General features: G+C 65.2%; 17 protein-coding genes. 9 read left to right on the top strand and 8 right to left on the bottom strand.

Annotation, left to right across the window (positions count from 1 at the left end; translation table 11 throughout):
- Positions 1–189 precede the first annotated feature (189 nt).
- The gene (locus JN302_RS38275; protein WP_202309415.1) at positions 190–1230 is read right to left on the bottom strand and encodes an LLM class flavin-dependent oxidoreductase; all 1041 of its coding nucleotides are present in this window, start codon (positions 1228–1230) and stop codon (positions 190–192) included.
- 231 nt (positions 1231–1461) lie between these two features.
- On the opposite strand from JN302_RS38275, the gene JN302_RS38270 reads away from it, so the two are divergent.
- Positions 1462–1887: a DUF6481 family protein gene (locus JN302_RS38270; protein ID WP_202331106.1), complete on the top strand. Its 426-nt coding sequence runs from the start codon at positions 1462–1464 to the stop codon at positions 1885–1887.
- Between the two features lie 145 nt (positions 1888–2032).
- On the opposite strand, the gene sugE is transcribed toward JN302_RS38270, so the two are convergent.
- From sugE to JN302_RS38260, 3 genes are all read right to left on the bottom strand, one after another.
- Positions 2033–2347 (bottom strand): quaternary ammonium compound efflux SMR transporter SugE, encoded by a 315-nt coding sequence (sugE, locus tag JN302_RS38265; protein WP_202309413.1) that lies wholly within the window; start codon positions 2345–2347, stop codon positions 2033–2035.
- A gap of 211 nt (positions 2348–2558) precedes the next feature.
- Positions 2559–2681, bottom strand: a complete 123-nt coding sequence (locus tag JN302_RS39730; protein ID WP_274609055.1) for a hypothetical protein — start codon at positions 2679–2681, stop codon at positions 2559–2561.
- 223 nt (positions 2682–2904) lie between these two features.
- Complete coding sequence (locus JN302_RS38260; RefSeq protein WP_202309412.1) at positions 2905–4164, bottom strand: DNA recombination protein RmuC; 1260 nt, start codon at positions 4162–4164, stop codon at positions 2905–2907.
- Between the two features lie 102 nt (positions 4165–4266).
- Between JN302_RS38260 and def the strand changes: the two genes are divergently transcribed.
- Positions 4267–4797, top strand: a complete 531-nt coding sequence (gene def, locus JN302_RS38255) for a peptide deformylase (protein WP_202309411.1) — start codon at positions 4267–4269, stop codon at positions 4795–4797.
- 203 nt (positions 4798–5000) lie between these two features.
- Here the strand turns inward: def and JN302_RS38250 are convergent, their stop codons facing one another.
- Together JN302_RS38250 and JN302_RS38245 are read right to left on the bottom strand one after the other, a co-directional pair.
- Positions 5001–5843: an alpha/beta fold hydrolase gene (locus tag JN302_RS38250; protein WP_202309410.1), complete on the bottom strand. Its 843-nt coding sequence runs from the start codon at positions 5841–5843 to the stop codon at positions 5001–5003.
- Positions 5824–6063, bottom strand: a complete 240-nt coding sequence (locus JN302_RS38245) for a DUF1127 domain-containing protein (RefSeq protein ID WP_202331105.1) — start codon at positions 6061–6063, stop codon at positions 5824–5826. The genes JN302_RS38250 and JN302_RS38245 overlap by 20 nt, the downstream gene beginning before the upstream one ends.
- A gap of 364 nt (positions 6064–6427) precedes the next feature.
- Here JN302_RS38245 and JN302_RS38240 point away from each other — a divergent pair, with 364 nt between their 5' ends.
- The 5 genes from JN302_RS38240 to truA all read left to right on the top strand — a co-directional run bounded on the left by JN302_RS38240 (position 6428) and on the right by truA (position 13395).
- Positions 6428–10102: a PAS-domain containing protein gene (locus JN302_RS38240; RefSeq protein ID WP_202331104.1), complete on the top strand. Its 3675-nt coding sequence runs from the start codon at positions 6428–6430 to the stop codon at positions 10100–10102.
- A gap of 158 nt (positions 10103–10260) precedes the next feature.
- A complete protein-coding gene (locus JN302_RS38235; RefSeq protein ID WP_244742718.1) occupies positions 10261–10983 on the top strand; it encodes a response regulator in 723 nt (240 codons plus the stop codon).
- A gap of 158 nt (positions 10984–11141) precedes the next feature.
- Positions 11142–12077 carry a methionyl-tRNA formyltransferase gene (gene fmt / locus JN302_RS38230; RefSeq protein WP_202331103.1) on the top strand — a complete coding sequence of 312 codons (936 nt, stop codon included), beginning with the start codon at positions 11142–11144 and terminating at the stop codon, positions 12075–12077.
- A complete protein-coding gene (locus tag JN302_RS38225) occupies positions 12074–12574 on the top strand; it encodes a GNAT family N-acetyltransferase (RefSeq protein ID WP_202331102.1) in 501 nt (166 codons plus the stop codon). The genes fmt and JN302_RS38225 overlap by 4 nt, the downstream gene beginning before the upstream one ends.
- Positions 12575–12603: 29 nt before the next feature.
- Complete coding sequence (gene truA / locus JN302_RS38220; RefSeq protein WP_202331101.1) at positions 12604–13395, top strand: tRNA pseudouridine(38-40) synthase TruA; 792 nt, start codon at positions 12604–12606, stop codon at positions 13393–13395.
- Here the strand turns inward: truA and JN302_RS38215 are convergent.
- Together JN302_RS38215 and dapE are read right to left on the bottom strand one after the other, a co-directional pair.
- Positions 13341–13949 (bottom strand): transporter, encoded by a 609-nt coding sequence (locus JN302_RS38215; protein WP_202331100.1) that lies wholly within the window; start codon positions 13947–13949, stop codon positions 13341–13343. The genes truA and JN302_RS38215 overlap by 55 nt on opposite strands.
- Before the next feature lie 9 nt (positions 13950–13958).
- Positions 13959–15146 carry a succinyl-diaminopimelate desuccinylase gene (dapE, locus tag JN302_RS38210; RefSeq protein ID WP_202309403.1) on the bottom strand — a complete coding sequence of 396 codons (1188 nt, stop codon included), beginning with the start codon at positions 15144–15146 and terminating at the stop codon, positions 13959–13961.
- 240 nt (positions 15147–15386) lie between these two features.
- Here dapE and JN302_RS38205 point away from each other — a divergent pair, with 240 nt between their 5' ends.
- Both JN302_RS38205 and JN302_RS38200 read left to right on the top strand, forming a co-directional pair.
- Positions 15387–17414: an alpha-ketoacid dehydrogenase subunit alpha/beta gene (locus tag JN302_RS38205; protein WP_202331099.1), complete on the top strand. Its 2028-nt coding sequence runs from the start codon at positions 15387–15389 to the stop codon at positions 17412–17414.
- Positions 17414–18166, top strand: a complete 753-nt coding sequence (locus JN302_RS38200; RefSeq protein WP_202331098.1) for an IclR family transcriptional regulator — start codon at positions 17414–17416, stop codon at positions 18164–18166. Before JN302_RS38205 ends, JN302_RS38200 begins: the two co-directional genes overlap by 1 nt.
- Positions 18167–18174 lie beyond the last annotated feature (8 nt).

Genomic DNA, 18174 nt, shown 5'->3' with positions numbered 1-18174 from the left:
TGTTGTCGTGGACGCCGCCTCTCGGGCAAGCCGGTGCCGGCATCCTGTTCCTCGGAGCCATATAGGAGGCGGATCATCCGGCCGCAAACGCTGGACCTATGAAGCGGTGCCGCTTGGCTGGCCGCTCCTCGTCGTGCGCGGCAGATCGGCCGCGGTGGTGAAAACGGCTTGTTGGCCGGATGTCCGCTCTCAGGCGGTTTGCTTCCTGGTCGCCGCCTTGCGCACCAGCGGAGCGACCTTCGTGCCGTAGAGCTCGATGCCCTTCATGATCTTGTCGTGCGGCATGGTGCCGATCGCCATTTGCAGCAGGAACCGGTCGTTCTTGAAGATCTCGTGATGGGCGACGATCTTTTCCGCAACCGTCTCCGGATCGCCCACGAACAGGGCCCCGCGAGGCCCCCGGGACTGGTCGAAATGCTCCCGGCTCGTCGGTCCCCAGCCCCTCTCGCGTCCGATCCGGTTCATCACCTCGGCCTGCGGCCCATAGAAGCCGTCGGCCGCCTGTTCGGTCGTCTCGGCGATGAAGCCATGGACATTGATGCTGGTGGCGAGCTTCGCGGGATCGTTGCCGGCGCGGCGCGCGGCTTCCCGATAGAGCTCGAAGAAGGGCGCGAAGCGGACGGGCTCGCCGCCGATGATGGCGAGCGCCAGCGGCAGGGAGAGCTGCGCGGCGCGCACCACCGATTGCGGCGTGCCGCCCACGGCGACCCAGATCGGCAGCTTCTCCTGACAAGGACGCGGATAGACGCCTCGCCCGTTGATCGGCGCGCGCAGCGTGCCCGACCAGGTCACTTTCTCCGCGTCGCGGATTTTCAGCAGCAGGTCGAGCTTCTCTGCGAACAGCGTGTCGTAGTCGTTGAGATCATAGCCGAAGAGCGGGAAGGACTCGATGAAGGAGCCGCGTCCGGCCATGATCTCGGCGCGGCCGCCGGACAACAGGTCGAGGGTCGCGAACTGCTGGAACACGCGGACCGGATCGTCGGAGGAAAGGACCGAGACCGCGCTGGTGAGCCTGATGTTCCTGGTGTGCTCGGCCGCCGCCGCCAGGGCCACCGCCGGCGCCGAGGCGACATAGTCGGGACGGTGATGCTCGCCGAGACCGAAGACGTCGAGGCCGACCTCGTCGGCAAGCCTGATCTCCTCCACGAGGTTGCGCAGCCGCTGATGCGGACTCACGCCCTGTCCCGGAACCGGGCTGACATCCGCGAATGTGTAGAGACCGAGTTGCATGATGCCGTCCCGAATTTCTGTCGTGTGCGGTACAGTTAGCCGCACCGCCGGAGCGCTTCCAGAGGCTGTCGAGTGAACAGTGCATATCGGTTTGCTTGCCGATCCGGCCCGGGGCTGCGCGTTTCCGTCGCGCCACAGCCGCATTTTTCATGACAGATTTGCCGTTTTGGCGCTTGAACTCCGTGGCTCCGTAAGTATGTAAACGGCGCAGAACGACCACAGGGCATAAAATTGGCAGTGTACAGGGAAAAGGACTTTCACGAGCGCCGCAACGCGGCAAACGACGCCAAGAAGGCGCTTCTCGATAAATTCAAGGCCAGGCCGGCGGCGGACGATCCGCAGGTGCTGGCAAGGCAGGCGGAACGCAAGGCGATTCTGGAAGCTCGAGCCATCCGCGAAGCCGAGAAGGAACGGCTGAAGCAGGAAAGGCTGGCGCGCGAGGCCAAGGAGCGTGCGGAGCGCGAGGCCATAGAGGCCGAGGCGCGCCGCATCGCCGAGGAGGCTGCGCGCGACGAAGCGAGGCTGCGCGAGGCCGAAGAGAACGAGCGTATCGCGCGCGTTCTCGCCGACGAGGCCGAGCGGAAGGCCAAGCGCGACGCGCGCTATGCCGCGCGCAAGGCGCGGGTCGGCCGACAGCCGCCGAAGCCCTTCGTCTGACATTCCGGTCCATGATGGCCGGCAGGGGCGTGGCTCGAGCCGCGCCCCTGCCGTTCTGCGTGCCGGCTTCGGGACAGCGACTGATTGGACCGTGCCGTGAGGCACGATCATGGCCCATGCGGCCGCAATCAGCGGGATGCTGCCGCTACGCGACGAGTTTCAGGCCGACGATCCCCGCAACGATCAGCGCGATGCAGGCCAGCCTTACCGCCGTCGCGGGCTCGCCGAGCAGGAAGATGCCGAGCAGGGCCGTGCCGACCGTGCCGATGCCGGTCCAGATGGCATAGGCGGTTCCGACCGGCAGGGTCTTCAGGGCCAGGCCGAGCAAGCCGAGGCTGATGATCATGGAAACCACGGTCAGAACCGTCGGCATCGGCCTCGTGAAACCATCGGTGTATTTGAGGCCGATCGCCCAGCCGATCTCGAAAAGTCCCGCAAAGAAAAGGTAGGTCCACGCCATGGAACGCTCCGTTGGTGGCGGGTCGTCCCTGCCGGTTATTTGGGGGAATGCAAGGTCGTCCTTGCGAGGTCTTACTTAGACTGTCAGTCGGGAAAGTCAATCTTCCGCATCGGCCCGAAATCCTGCGCGATCGTCGAGAAGTTACACAACGCATATGTCCGGCCGCGGACGGCCGGACGAGCCGCGGCTCGGACGATCTCGAAGGGCGCTGCTACTTTTCCTTGATCCTCATCGCCTTCACGGGCGCCGCCTTGATGGCGGGGGCCGCGGGCTTCTTTGCGTCCTTCTTGGGCTTGCGTGCTTCCTTGGGCGCCTTCATCTGACCTTTTGCCATGGTTCGCTCCTCCGGATGGTGGCCATGAAATGAAACGCGAAGTCCCGGGATGTTCAAGAGGCGGTTTGCATCGGCATCGCCGGTCCATGCCGAAAACTGCTTGAGGACCTACGGCGGCCGCCGCAGTCGCGGCGAAGAGGTCAAGATGGCGGCGCATTCCGGTTCGACAAAGGTCATCTGCATGGCGCTGGCGGCTGCATCGCCGCACGAGAACTGATCCTTTTCAGGCCTCGTCGCCGTCCACGACGCGCAGCCGCAACTGCCCGGTTCGCGACTCCGCGGCTCGTGCCGTCACGCCGTTCTCGCCGTCAGCCGCAGCATCTGCCGGATCGGCGCGATCGCCGCCCAGTTCGAGCGCCTCGATCTTCCGGCTCCGTCTGGTGACCTTGCCTGTCGAAACGAGGATATCGTCGATGTCCTTGCCCGCCTGGCCGAAATGGACCTGCAGCTTGCGCACCCTTTCGTCGAGCCGGGCGACGTCCTCCATCAGGCGGGCCACTTCGCCCTGGATCAGATGCGCCTGCTCGCGCATGCGCGCGTCTTTCAGGATCGTCTGGATGACCTGGATCGACAGCATCAACAGCGACGGCGAGACGATGACGATCCGCGACCGGTGGGCGCGCTGGACGATCGCCTCGAAGTTCTCGTGGATCTCGGCGAACACGGATTCGGAAGGCACGAACATGAAGGCCGTGTCCTGCGTTTCGCCCGGGATCAGATATTTGTCGGCGATATCGCGGATATGGACCTCGATGTCCCGCCGGAACGCCTGGCCGGCCACCCGCCGTGCGTCGGCGCTCTCGGCCGCGCGGATCGCATTCCACGCTTCGAGCGGGAACTTCGCGTCGATCGCCAGCGACGGCGTTTCGTTGGGCATTCTGATGAGGCAGTCGGGCCGGCTGCCGTTGGACAGGGTCGGCTGGAACTCATAGGCGCCATGCGCCAGCCCGTCGGCAACGATGGCCTCCATGCGCGCCTGGCCGAAGGCACCGCGCGCCTGTTTGTTGGACAGGATAGCCTGGAGTTGCACGACCTGTCCGGCGAGCGACTGGATGTTGCCCTGGGCCGTGTCGATCACCGCCAGCCGCTCCTGCAGCTTCGCGAGACTCTCGTGGGTCGAGCGCGTCTGGTCGGCCATGGTCTGGCCGATGCGGCCGGTCATCGCATCGAGCCGCTGGCCGATCGCCTGGGTGAGCTCGGCCTGACGTGCGCCGAACACATCCGCGATCGCGCCCATGCGTCCCTGCATTTCCGACTGGGCCTGCAGGATGGCGGTCATGCGGGCTTCAGTGTCGCGCGCATGCTCGGCCGCCTCCTCCGCCACGGCTGCGCGGCCGCGGGACGACCGCCATAACGCGATGATCAGGACGAGGAAGAACAGAATGAAGAGTCCGGCTCCAAGCCCCAACGCCTGGCCAAGCGTGACCGTCGTCGCGCCGAGGCGGGCGACGGGTTCGGCCAGGAGGCTCGTCAGTTCGTTCATGTCGTGAACATAACCGATTCGGCCTGCTGAAACAGATCAGAACATGAACATGCGGCGGCACGGCCGGTTGACGCCTCCAGTGCGACATCATAGGTGAGGCGCATGACGATCAAGCCTCTTATTCTTCTGCCCGATCCGTTGCTCCGCCAGGTTTCCAGGCCGGTGGAGCGCGTCGACGATACGCTGCGCAAATTCGCCGGCGACATGCTGGAGACCATGTATGATGCGCCGGGCATAGGGCTTGCAGCGATACAGGTGGGCGAGCCGATCCGGATGCTGGTCATCGACCTTGCCAAGGAGGGCGAGGAGAAGGCTCCGCATATCTTCGTCAATCCTGAGATCGTCGAGCGCTCCGACGAGCGCTCGGTCTATGAAGAGGGATGCCTGTCCATTCCGGATTACTATGCCGAAGTCGAGCGGCCTGCCGTGGTCAAGGTCAGATATGTCGACGGCGACGGCAAGGAGCAGGAGATCACGGCTGACGGACTGATGGCGACCTGCCTGCAGCATGAGATCGACCATCTGAACGGCGTGCTGTTCATAGACCATATCTCGAAGCTGAAGCGCGACATGGTCGTCAAGAAATTCAAGAAGCTCGCCAGGGACAAGGCGCCGAAGCGGATGGTTGGATAGGCCATCGGCCTGCCGCCGGAACCTGCAACACGACAAGATCGACCTTTGGAGCACGCGACCGCGAGGCCCGTGCCCGTCGGCGCGAAAGCCAGGCGGCCCGGAGGGGCAGCGCCGGCAGTCGAGGGTCCCGTGGATGCCGCAGCATCCACGACGGGTGGATGCTTCGGCGCCCACTGGAAACCGACATCCACTGCCTTTTGATGTCAGGCTGCGCGGTCCCGGACGGGCCAGCCGAGCCCGTCGGCCATTCCGAGATGCACGCCGATCATGGGATCGATGATGTGCGGATCGGTCAGCGGCGCCATGTGGCCCGCCTCCGAAATCATCATTAGGCGCGCTCCATTGATCGTTTCCGCTACCATCTCGGTGACGCGAAGGCTGGCGACGGGGCTTTCCAGTCCCATGACGACAAGCGTCGGACAGCGGATGTCGCTCCAGTGCGCGGCCGACCGGTTCAATGCAAGCGATCCCAGGAGATCCCGCGCGACATGCTCTGCCTGTCGCGCAAGGACTTTCCTGAGGCCGGCGCCGGTTCTGCTCCAGGCGCCGTCGCCATACCAGAAATCGACATAGGCCTGCATCCCCGCCTCGGGACATCCCGCAGCGGTCAAGGCAGCCATCCGCCCGGCAAGGTCGGAAAGCTCGCTGAACAGTTCCAGATCGGAACCGTCGCCGTCCCGCAGGAGATGGAAGGCCATCGGTTCGATCAATGTCAGGCTGCGCACGAGACCCGGGCGCACCGCCGCGATTTCCAGGGCGACGGCCGCGCCGAGCCCATGCCCGACCACATGCATCGACACGCTGGTTCCCAGCATCGCTCCGACCACGCGGTCGGCGATATCAGCGAGGTTGCGCGACCCATGCAGGCACGCCATGCCATAGCCCGGCAGATCCGGCGCGATCACCCGGTAGCGACCGCGAAGGTAGTCGGCGAGCCCCTTCCATTGCGCACCCGAACTCGCCGACGCGTGCAATGCCAGGACAGGCGGATGCGGGTCGGCGACGACCGGATGGAGGGCGATCGGTTCAAAAGCAGATGCTGTCATGGCTGCGCCTCCGCTGACCCGGCGACCCGTAGGCGATCGAAACGATCTCGGATCGGGTTATGCCGATGTCCTTCAATTCATGGTCATTGAGTTCCGAGAGCTTCAACATGGTGAGGCGGCGTGCCCTGTACGAGCGAAACGCGCGCCAGGCGGCGACCACTGATGCGGCCAGAATTTTGCCGATGCCGCTGTTGATCGGTTCGGATGCCAAAGTAGACATGTCAGTGCTCCGTTGGTTGATGTCGCCCAATCGACGACACTGTGAGGTTTAGCTCACGCATGTTTCGTGAGTTTTTCTGTTCTGGTGCGTTATTGCTTCGTTTGTTTCAGTCCTGGTATCAATGACAGCTGAACCTTCGTGGCGGTCGACTGGGTCTTGGGCCAGGCATTCGGCGGCAGGAGGGTCGGTATTGTGCAGGGATGCCGGAACCGGCGGCGGGGCGAGCGAGCCGCTGAGGCTGTCCTGTCAGTCTCATCGTCTCGACGGATGGTGAAACGGCTGAAACAAAACAGCGAGTGCCCGAAACGCTCTCGATACAAGCGAGACCTAATTTAGCGGTTGCAACTATATCGCGGTGGCCACCATGCACACGGGATATGCTCTTTTCGACAGCGACGGCCTGTTGGTCGACGCCGATCCGGAGACAGCCGGCACGATCAGAAAGTCTGGTCGCGGCAAGTCACCGAGAAACGTCGCGTCGGTCGTCGGTGGGCTCCTTGCCCGCTTCAAGAGTTTCGACGGGCTCGCTGTCGAGCCGACCGAGGACTTCATCGAGCGAGCGACGGCGCGCTGGCGGCTGGACCAGCCGCCCATCGAGGCGGAGACCCTCGACGGGCACTGGAAACTACTGACGAGACACCCACGGCCGCATGGTGGGTCGGCCCTGGTGACCGTCGACATCACCGAAATGAAGCGCGCCCAGATTGCTCATGCGGAAAATGCCGAGATCTTCCGCTGCATAACGGATAGCCACCCTCTGCCTGTGTGGGTCGTCGATGAAGAAAGCAGCGAAATCCTCTATGAAAGCCTGGACGCTTCGAACCTGCTTGGCCGCGCCTGGCGGCCGCGTGAACGCCAGTATCTGACCGACTACTGCATGGATCAGGGCGAGTTCGACGCCGTCCGGTCGCGGGCGGGCGACAAGGACATCGTCCGCGACCAGGAAATCCAGTTCCGCCGCACCAACGGCTCGACCGCGTGGTGTTCAGCCAATTGCAGGCGCGGCATCTACCGTGCGCGCCCGGCGCTGATCATCGGGGTTCTGGACATCACGGAACGCAAGCGGCGCGAGGATCTGTTCGGTTTCCTGATCAAGAACCATCCGTTGCCGGTCTGGATGATCGATGCCGTCACGGGTGAAGTCATCTATCAAAGCAACATGGCCGAGCGGCTGTTGGGGCGCGAAGGCAAGGCCGGCGACAAGCCGCATCGTTTCGCCGATTATTTCGTCGATCGTGGCCAATATGTCGAGATTGCCCGCGAACTGCTGAGGGAGGGCGTGGTCGAGAATTGCGAAGCGCTGCTGAGGCCGCCGGACGGAGAAGAGTTCTGGGCAGTCGGCAACCTGAAGATCGTCGAAGTCCAGGGCCGGCACGTGGTTCTGGCCGGCATTGCCGACGTGACGCGGCAGAAGCAGCGCGCCGGTGAGGTGGCGCTCGCCCGCGAAATGCTTGCCGATGCCATCGCGTCCCTTTCCGAAGGATTTGCGCTCTATGACGACGACGATCGTCTCGTCATGTGCAACAGCCTCTACCGCCAGATGAACCATCCGCTGGAAGCCATGCTCGAGCCGGGCATGAAATGGACCGACCTTCTCCGGGAGACAGCGCGGCGCGGCCTCTATCCTGACGCGATGGGCCGTGAGGACGAATGGCTCGAAGATCGCATGCGCAACCGCAGGGAACTCCCGGGCCGCTTCGAGGTGGATCTCGGCAACGGCCGGTGGCATGCGATCTCCATCCATCACACCGATCTCGGCGGCTTCGTGGTGACGCGGGCCGACATCAGCGAAAGCAAGAGAGCCGAGGCTGCCGAGCGCGAGGCGACCGCGCTTATGCAGAAAGTGCTCGATGCCTGTCCGTCGCCGACGCGGATGTCGACGGTCGAAGGGGAGACCCTCTACCGCAATCCGGCCAGCAGGGAGCTCTACGGCGATCGTCCGCAGCTCAGCGACTATTATGTCGACCCGGACGACCGCAAGACACTGATCCGCGTCCTGCTCGACAAGGGCAGAATCGACGACTTCCGGGCGCGGCAATACGATGCCGACGACAATATCTTCTGGGGGTCGATCTCGGCGCGGCTGATCGATTTCCAGGGCCGGCGGGTGATCGTCTCCAACACGACCGACATCGACGACATGATCGGCGCGAGGGAGCAGACCCGGCAGGCGAATGAGCGTTTGACCGATGCGATCGAGTCGCTGGCCGAGGGCTTTGCGCTTTACGACAAGGACGATCGCCTCGTCCTTGCGAACAGTCAGTACCGGAAGATGCACGCCATGAGTGCCGACGTTCTCGTCCCTGGCGTGAACTGGTTTGATTTCCTGCGGGTCACGGCGGAGCGCAACCAGTTCCCGGTTCCATCAGACAAGATCGACGAATGGCTGGCCGAAAGGGCGAAGGACCGTCGTGAATTTCGCCAGCAGGAATTCCAGCATACCGACGGCGGCTGGTTCTTCGTTTCGAACTGTCCGACGCGTGACGGCGGCTTCGTCGTGACGCGGGTCGACATCACCCAACGCAAGAAGGCGGAACTGGCAGCCAAGGAGGCCGACGAACTGGTCCGCAAGGTGCTGGAGGCTTGCCCGGTCAACATCCAGATGACGCGCGCCCATGACGGAAAGCTGCTCTATCGCAGCCCCGCGGCCGAGGAACTGCACGGCGATGCAGCCAGCGCGCTTGAATATTACGTCGATCCGCTCGCCCGGCAGCACTATGTGGAGCGGCTGCTGAAGGAAGGGGCCGTCGACGAATTCGAAACCCAGTTGCGGCGCAGGAATGGCGAGGCGTGCTGGTGCTCGATTTCGTCCCGCCTCATCGACTTCAAGGGCGAGAAGGTCATCGTCTCGCATACTTATGACCTGACCGACCGTATCGAGATGCAGCAGGAACTGGAACGCCAGCGCGAGACGCTTCACCAGAACGAGAAGATGTCGGCGCTGGGGGGGCTGCTGGCGGGAGTGGCGCACGAGCTCAACAACCCGTTGTCGATCGTGCTCGGCATGTCGCTGATGCTGAAGGAGACCGCGACGGACGCGAAGACGGCCGAGAGGGCCGATAAGATCTGCAGGGCCGCGGAGCGTTGCGCCCGCATCGTCAGGACCTTCCTGGCGATGGCCAGGCAGCAGCCTGCCCAGACCTCGAATGTGGCGATCGCCGATGTCGTCGCCGCAGCCATCGAGGTGGCGGGATATGCAATCAGATCTTCCGACATCGAGCTGTCGGTCCGCCACCAGCCGGGACTTCCGCCGATCTGGGCCGATCCCGACCAGTTGAGCCAGGTGCTGATCAATCTGCTCGTCAATGCCGAGCAGGCCCTGCACGACTGGGAGGGCCGCAGGAGGATATCGGTCTCGACGAAGCTTCGGCCAAGGAGCGGTTGCGTCGTCGTCAAGATCGCCGACACGGGGCCTGGGATCCCGAAGGACATACTGCCGCGCATCTTCGAGCCCTTCTTCACGACGAAGGATGTCGGGGCGGGCACGGGGATCGGGCTGTCGTTCTGTCACCGTATCGTCCAGTCCCACGGGGGAACCATAAAGGTGGAGACGTCAGAAGGCGGCGGATCGGCCTTCGTTGTTTCGTTGCCCGCCTCGGATAGGGGCGAGGCGGCAAGCGAGGTCGCGCGAACGGAGCTGGCGGCTCCCACCGGTCTCGCCTGCCTGGTGGTGGATGACGAGAAGGAGGTCGGCGACCTCATTGCCGAGGTCCTGTCGAATGACGGCTTCCGTGTGACGGTAGCCCGTTCAGGCGAGGAGGCCCTGGCGCAATTGGGTCGACGATCGTTTGCCCTGATACTGAGCGACCTGAAGATGCCGAACATGGATGGCCGTCGCCTGTTCCGGCACATTTCCGATTACCATCCCGCCGAACTCGACAGGCTCGCCTTCCTGACCGGCGACACGATCAGCCCGGACGCGCAGGGTTTCCTGCGCGCAACCAGATGTCCCTATTTGGAGAAGCCCGTGAAACCCGCAGAACTCCGTCTCTTCGTTTCCAAAATCGTCAATATGCATGTCGCAGGAGAGGAGTGTTGACTCATCGCCCCGCTTCACGGAAGCTCGCTGCCAGCCTGAGACAAGAGTTTGGCCTCAATCCGCCGGGCGGTCCTCGGAGCGCGCCGGCAGGCGCCAGCGCCGGGGAAAGTCCCTCGTCCAGGCTTCGTGCAAGCCGGTACAGGCTTCAGGATCGCTCGTTGGACAGAGCTTTGACCGCCAAGGCCCACATCGTCGTCTGCGATGACGAGCCGGATCTTCGCGCCACCGTGGCGGAGTATCTGGAGCGCAACGGCTATGCCGTCACGCCGGCGGACGGCGGTCCGGCCCTGCGCGCGATCGTCGGCGCCCAACAGGTCGATGTGGTGGTCCTGGATATCCGGATGCCCGGAGAGGATGGCCTCTCCCTCGCTCGCTACCTGCGCGAGCATTCCGACCTGGCCATCATCATGCTGACCGGTTCCGCAGGGGTGATCGACCGGGTGGTCGGTCTGGAGATCGGCGCCGACGACTACATCGCCAAGCCGGTGGACCTGCGCGAACTGCTGGCCCGCATCAAGGCAGTGCTGCGGCGGACCTCGGGGCGGGAACGAGCCGCTCAGGTGACGGAAAGCCAGCCGCGCCATCAGGCCCAGTTCGGCACATGCCGTTTCGATCCCGAGGCGCATAAGCTCTTCGACGCCGAGGGACGCGAGATCGCGATTACGCCGATGGAGTTTCAGCTTCTCAAGGTGTTCGCCGAGCATCGCGGACGGATACTGAACCGCGATCAGCTTCTCGAACTCGCGCATGATCGCGGCTGGGACCCCTTCGACCGCAGCATAGACATACGGATTTCCCGCCTGCGCAAGAAGATCGAGGCGGATCCGTCCAAGCCGGAAGTGATCAGGACGATCCGCGGCGTGGGGTATCTCTACAGTTGAAGGCTCGAACCGGCGGACCGGAGTGGGGTTCCCTGAATCTCGCCCAAGACCAGCATGGCTGGACGGGGTTGACCTGGGGCGCGTAAAGCCGTTTGAAGCGCGCAGCGCGTGCCGATGGTGCGGCCGGCGCCAAGCAGGACCTGAGGCCGGACCCGACGATGCCCCTTCGTGTTATCTTCATGGGAACCCCCGATTTCTCGGTTGCGACGCTGCGTGCCGTGGCCGAAGCGGGCCATGAGGTCGTGGCCGTCTACACGCAGCCGCCGCGACCGGCTGGACGGCGAGGGCTCGAACTGACTTCGTCGCCGGTGCAGCGCGAGGCGAAGCGGCTGGGTATCGTGGTGCGCGTTCCGGTCTCGCTGAAGGGCGAGGTCGAGCAATCTGCCTTCCGCGCGCTCGATGCCGACGTGGCGGTGGTCGTTGCCTATGGGCTGCTTCTGCCGCTGCCCATCCTCGAGGGAACGCGGCTCGGCGCCTATAACGGCCATGCCTCGCTGCTGCCGCGCTGGCGCGGCGCGGCACCTATCCAGCGGGCGATCATGGCGGGCGATCGCGAGACCGGCATGATGGTGATGAAGATGGAAGCCGGCCTCGACACCGGGCCGGTGGCGATGACCGAGAAGGTGACGATCGGCGCAGACATGACATCAGGCGAACTGCACGACGTGTTGAGGGACGTGGGCGCGAAGCTCATGGTGAGGGCGCTGGCGGATCTGGAGGCGGGCACGCTCCCGCTGGTGCCGCAATCCGGCGAGGGCGTGACCTATGCCCGCAAGATCGACAAGGCCGAGACACGGATAGACTGGAACTTGCCGGCCGAACTGGTGCATGATCGCATCCGCGGCCTCGCCCCCGCGCCGGGGGCCTGGTGCGAAGTGGAGATCGGCGGACGGACGGAGCGGCTGAAACTGCTCGGCTCGACGCGAGCGGAAGGAAAGGGCGCCCCCGGCGAGATCCTCGACGAGCGCCTGACCATCGGCTGTGCGACCGGCGCCGTGCGGCTGACGTCGGTGCAGCGGGCCGGAGGCAAGGCGATCGGCGCGGATGAGTTCCTGCGTGGTGCCAAGCTCGGCAAAGGCGCGAGGTTGACATGAAGGGTCTGACGATACGCTTGGCGGAAGAACCGGATCGCGACGTGATCCGTGACGTGGAAGCGCGTGCTTTCGGCGGGATGGGCGAGGCCATCCTCGTAGACAGCCTCGTCGCGGCCAATGACGCGGTGCTGGAACTGGTCGCCGAGCGCGAAGGTGAGATCATCGGCCATATCTTGTTCTCGCGCGTCTTCGTCGAAGCCGGCAAAGACCGTTTTCCGGGGGTTGCCCTTGCGCCGGCGGCGGTCGTGCCCAACTGGCAGGGCAAGGGCGTCGGCCGCGCGCTGATCGACGAAGCGCACAAGCGGCTTCGGGCGTCTGGCGAAAAGCTCTCGATCGTGCTCGGCGATCCCGCCTATTATGGCCGCTTCGGATACGAGCATGGGCGGGCGGCCGGCTTCGCCAGCACCTATCAATGCGAGGCGCTGCAGGCGATCGCTTGGGGCGAAGCGCCCGAAACCGGCAAGCTCGTCTACGCCACGCCCTTTGGCGCGCTCTGAAACCACTCAAGCTCAGCCTTTTCCCGCCGATGCCGCGTTACCGCCTCGACATCGAATATGACGGCACTGCCTATGCCGGCTGGCAGAGGCAGGCCGGACAGCACTCCGTGCAGGCCGCGATCGAGCAGGCGATCAGGGGTTTCTCGCGGGAGGAGGTGTCGCTGCGCGGCGCCGGCCGCACCGATGCCGGGGTCCATGCAACTGGGCAGGTGGCCCATGTCGACCTCTTGAAGGAGTGGCCGGCCGACACGGTCCGCGATGCGCTGAACGCGCATCTGGGCATGGCCGGCGAGCGCGTGGCGATCCTCGCCGCGGCGCGCGTCGGCGACGACTTCGATGCGCGTTTCTCTGCCGTGGGGCGGCATTACCTCTACCGCATCGCCAACCGGCGCGCCCCGCTGGCGCTCGACAGGAACAGGGCGTGGTGGGTGCCCAAGCCGCTCGATGCCGAGGCCATGCACCAGGCGGCGCAGGTCCTCGTCGGCCGTCACGACTTCACAACTTTCCGCTCGGCGCATTGCCAGGCCAAGAGCCCGGTGAGGACCCTCGACCGCCTCGAAGTGACGCGTTCGGGCGTGATGATCGAGATCCGCGCCTCGGCCAGGTCCTTCCTCCACAACCAGGTGCGCTCGATGGTCGGGACGCTGAAGCGGGCCGGCGAGGGCGCCTGGACGGTGGCGGACGTCCAGGCGGCGCTCGAGGCATGCGACCGGGCCGCCTGTGCCGGCCTTGCGCCGCCGGAGGGCCTTTATCTCGTCCAGGTGGACTATACCGGCGCCTCGAGGGGCGGCGTGACACCGAGCGCCGTCTGGAGCGCGTAGATGACGACCAGCGACGCCATGAGCATGCCGGCGAAGACGGCGGTTGCCGGGCCGGGGCCTCTGTTCAGCGTTGCGTTGGTCAGCCGCCAGGTGAAGACCAGGGAGAGCAGCAGCAGCGCTACCGAGACCAGCGAGGCTGCATCGCCGGCGGCGGGAAAGATCAGCCGCAGCATGGCGGGCGGCATCATCATCCAGGCGACGATGGCCGAGGCCCAGTTGCTGGCCACGACGTAGTGGACGAAGCGGGGCCGAATCCCGATGGGCTTCGCGGCGATGGCGAGGCCGACCAGCGGCAGCACCCAGGCGCAGAAATCGATGACGGCGATGCGCGGGATCAAGGCGATGCGCTCGCCATAGAGATCCGCTCCGGGATAGAGGTCGGCCGCGAAACTCGTCCAACTCACCAGCAGCGCCGGCAGGGCGACGATCATGGCGAAAAATGAGTTCCAGAAGCCGTCGGCCGAAAGGTCGAGCAGGCGCAGCCCGTCCGCCTTGCCCATCATCAGCCGCCAGGCTCCGGAAAGACTGCTCTGGATTTCGTTCGCCGCAAGCATGGTGGGATTCTAGCCGAACCAATCCTGAAGGAAACGCTGATAGATCTGCGTCAGCATTTCGAGATCGCAGAGCGCGACGCGCTCGTCGACCATATGCATGGTCTTGCCGACGAGGCCGAATTCCACGACCGGGCAGAAATCCTTGATGAAGCGCGCATCCGAGGTGCCGCCCGAGGTCGAGAGCGACGGCGTGCGGCCGGTCACCGCCGCGACCGAGGCGGAGAGCGCGTCGATCAGCCTGTCGTCGCGGGTGAGGAAGACATGGCTCGGCCTGTCGCGCCAGACGAGTTCGTAGTCGATCCGATCCTTGCGTCCGGGCCGCAGCTTTCGGTGGCCGGCGGCCCGGTCGAGCCGGTTGTGGATTTCCGCCTGGATCGTCTCTGCCGTCCAGCTGTCGTTGAAGCGGATATTGAAGGCGGCCGTGGCCTTGGCCGGGATGACGTTCGTCGCCGGGTTGCCGACGTCGATCGTGGTGACTTCCAGGTTGGTCGGCTGGAAGTCGCGGGTTCCCTCGTCGAAGGCAGGCGCCAGCAAGGCGTCGACCAGTGTGACCAGACCGCGCACCGGATTGTCGGCGAGATGCGGATAGGCGGCGTGGCCCTGGCGGCCATTGACGGTGACGATCCCTGACACCGAACCGCGTCGGCCGATCTTGATCATGTCGCCGAGTGCTTCGGGGTTGGTCGGCTCGCCGACGATCGCGGCATCCCAGCTTTCGCCTTTTTCCGCCGCCCAGCCGAGTAGCTTCGACGTCCCGTTGATGGCCGGGCCTTCCTCGTCGCCGGTGATGAGGAAGGAGACCGAGCCCCTGGGCTTGCCGTGTTCGGCGACATGGCGCGCCACTGCGGCGAGGAAGCAGGCGATGCCGCCTTTCATGTCGACCGCGCCGCGTCCGTACATTTCGCCATTGGCGATTTCGGCCGCGAAAGGCGGGTGCGTCCATGACGCCTCGTCGCCGACCGGCACGACGTCGGTATGCCCGGCGAACATCAGATGCGGGCCGTTGCCCGAAAGGCGTGCGTAGAGGTTCTCGATGTCGGGCGTGCCGTCCTCGGAAAAGACCGGGCGTTCCACCGCGAAGCCGAGCGGCCGCAACAGCCCTTCAAGCGCGGCAAGCGCGCCGCCTTCGGCCGGCGTCACCGACGGGCAGCGGATCAGGGTAGCGAGGTTGGCGGCGGGATCGACGGGCAGGCTCATGGCGGCGATGGATAGTCGAATCGGCAGGACCTGTCACGTGGCCAGAAAGGGGCCGATGATTGGCATTCGCGTGAGGCCTGGCGCGATCTCCAGGTCAGTCGGAGATGGGGCAAGAGGTGGCTCTTGGTGCCGCAGATCGCCAAAGATTATAAAATAATGATAATAGCATAAAATTGTTGACATATAGTGCGGCGTCTCCTAGCTTCGCCGCCAAGCATTGACGTGAAAACAGGAGGCATCGTGCCGGTTTCATTCTCAGCCCTCGATGCGGAGTTCCTCGCGCAGGCCTATGAGCGCATCTACCGCATTCGCCAGTTCGAGCAGGCCGCGCTCGATCTCAGCACCAGCCAGGACGCGCAGATCGCCGGCTCGGTGCATCTTTGCGCCGGGCAAGAGGCGGTGCCGGTCGGGGCGCTTGCGGCACTCAGTCCCGACGATCGTGTCATCGCCACCTATCGCGGCCATGGCTGGGCTCTGGAAGCCGGCGTTCCCGCCGAGGCGATGTTTGCGGAACTCTGCCACCGGGCGGCGGGCGTGAACGGCGGCCGCAGTGGCTCCGCTCTCGTCACTGCCCCCAATGCGCGCTTCATCGGCGAGAATTCAATCGTGGGCGCGGGTGGTCCGATCGCCTGCGGGGTGGCCATGGCGGCCAGGCTCGACGGCGTCGATCGAGTCTGCGTGGTGACCTTTGGCGATGGCGCCACCAGTCAGGGTGCGCTGCACGAGGCCTTCGTCTTTGCCGTGACCTACAAGCTGCCGGTCATCTTCGTCTGCGAGAACAACGGCTGGTCCGAGATGACGCCGACCGAGAGCATCACGAGGCTGGAGCGGTTGGCCAAGCGGGCGTCCGGCTATGGTATGCAGGGCGTGACCATCGACGGCACCGATCCGCTGGCAGTGCGCGACACTTTCGCCGTGGCGCGCGAGAGGGTGGTGGCGGGACATGGTCCAGCGCTGATCGAGTGCCGGGTGCCGCGTCTGTGGGGGCACTATAATCGCGATATCGAGCACTATCGCCCCAAAACGGACCGCAAGGCCGCGCAGGAGCGCGACCCGCTTCTGGTCCTCGAGAAGCGGCTCTGCGACACGGCGGCCAGCAGCGCGGTCGAACTCGGGCTGCTGCGCGACCGCCTGGATCGCGAATGGGCCGCGCTGGTCGAGCGCGTGAAGGCAATGCCGCTGCCCGATCCCTCGTCGGCTGTGGATCACGTGTCGGGTGCGTTGCGTCCGTCGACCGACATCGCCGGCAGCGCCGTCGAGGAGAAGGAACTCACTTATGTCCAGGCCGTCAACGAGGGCCTCAGGGAGGCGCTGGCCACCAACCCGGACGTGCTGGTCTATGGTGAGGATGTCGGCCATGCAGGCGGGATCTTCGGAGCCTCGCGCTATCTGCAGCGCGAATTCGGGACCGAGCGGGTCTTCGACACGCCGATCGCCGAAGCGGCGATCCTCGGATCGGCGGTCGGCGCGGCCCTTGAAGGCAAGCGCCCGGTGGTCGAGATCATGTGGGCCGATTTTCTGCTGGTGGCGCTTGACCAGATTGTCAACCAGGCGGCCAACATCCGTTACCTGACCCGTGGCGGGCGCCATGTGCCGATGGTTGTGCGGGTCCAGCAGGGGGCGACGCCGGGCTCCACCGCACAGCATTCGCAGTGCCTGGAGGTGCTGCTCGCCCATATTCCGGGGCTTCGTGTCGGCCTGCCGTCGACCGCAGACGACGCCTATCAGATGTTGCGCGCGGCGGTCGCCGAAGACGATCCGGTGATTCTCATCGAGTCGCGCGCGCTCTACCAGAAGCCGGGTGCCGTTCACCTGCGGCAGGCCGTCCAGCCCACCGCCGGCGCCGCCCTGCGCCGTGAGGGCGATCAGGTCGCGCTGATCGGCTGGGGCGCGGTGATGCCAGTCCTGGAGGCGGCGGCCGGACAACTAGCGGTCGAGGGGATCTCGGCCTCCGTCCTGGATCTGCGCTGGCTCTCGCCGATCGATTGGGAGGCGCTTTGCCGCACAGTCCGCACCAGCGAAGGCCGGGTCGTCGTGGTGCATGAAGCCAACCTGACCGGCGGTTTCGGCGCCGAGATCATCGCTGGCTTGCTCGAGCGCCTCGGCCCTTCGGTGGTGCAGTTCAAGCGGGTCGCTACGCCGGATGTTCGGATGCCCGCCTCCCCGGTGCTTCAGGCGGCGCTCCTGCCCGACGCGCAGAAGGTTTTCGCGGCGGCGTTCGACCTGCTGCGCTCCAATTCGAGGCTCATGGAAGAGGAGGCCGCCTGATGGCCGGTACGAAGGACAAGTCCGGCCGCTTGCGCATCAACTCCGTCGTGCGTGGGGTCAATATCCTGACCGCCATCGCGCGGAGCGATCAGGGCCTCAGCGTACGCGAGATCGCCGAGAGTATCGGCGTCGAGCGACAGACCGCCTATCACCTCGTCCACACGCTGGAGGATGAGGGCTTCATCTCCCGCGACGATCGTCGCAACTACCGGCTGGGGCTGAAGATCGGAATCCTCGCCGATGCCTTCCAACGCCAATTCTCGGCGCCGGAGCATCTCCAGCCGCTCGTGCGCGCGCTTGCGACTGAAACCGGTGAGACCTGCTATGCCGTCGGCTGGTGGCAGGGCGAGATCGTCACCATAGACGTGGCTCGCGGCACCAATGCGGTGCGCGCCGCCGAAGTGCCGCACGGGCAGTATCTGCATGCCCATGCGCGGGCCGCGGGCAAGGTGCTCTTGGCCTACGCGCCCACGGCGCGCGCGGCCGAGTATTTGATGCGCCAGCCCCTGACGCGCCTGACCCCCAACACGCTGACGGACCTCGACGCCCTCAGGCAGGAATTCGCGGCCATCCGGGCCAACGGCTACAGCATCGACAACGAGGAGTTCGCCGAAGGTGTCTGCTGCATGGCGATGCCGCTCGAAGACGGAACCGCGCCTTTCGCGCTGGCGCTTTCGGCGCCGGCCGAGCGCTTCCGTGCCTTCCGCGAGGATTATCTGCAGAAGCTCGGCGCCGTGGTGCGGCGCCATTGACGAGAAAG

Origin of the sequence: Mesorhizobium sp. L-8-3 (genome assembly GCF_016756615.1) — a bacterium.
GTDB lineage: Bacteria > Pseudomonadota > Alphaproteobacteria > Rhizobiales > Rhizobiaceae.
Note: the sequence above shows the minus strand (reverse complement) of the source record. Positions and strands in the feature narration are given on the sequence as shown.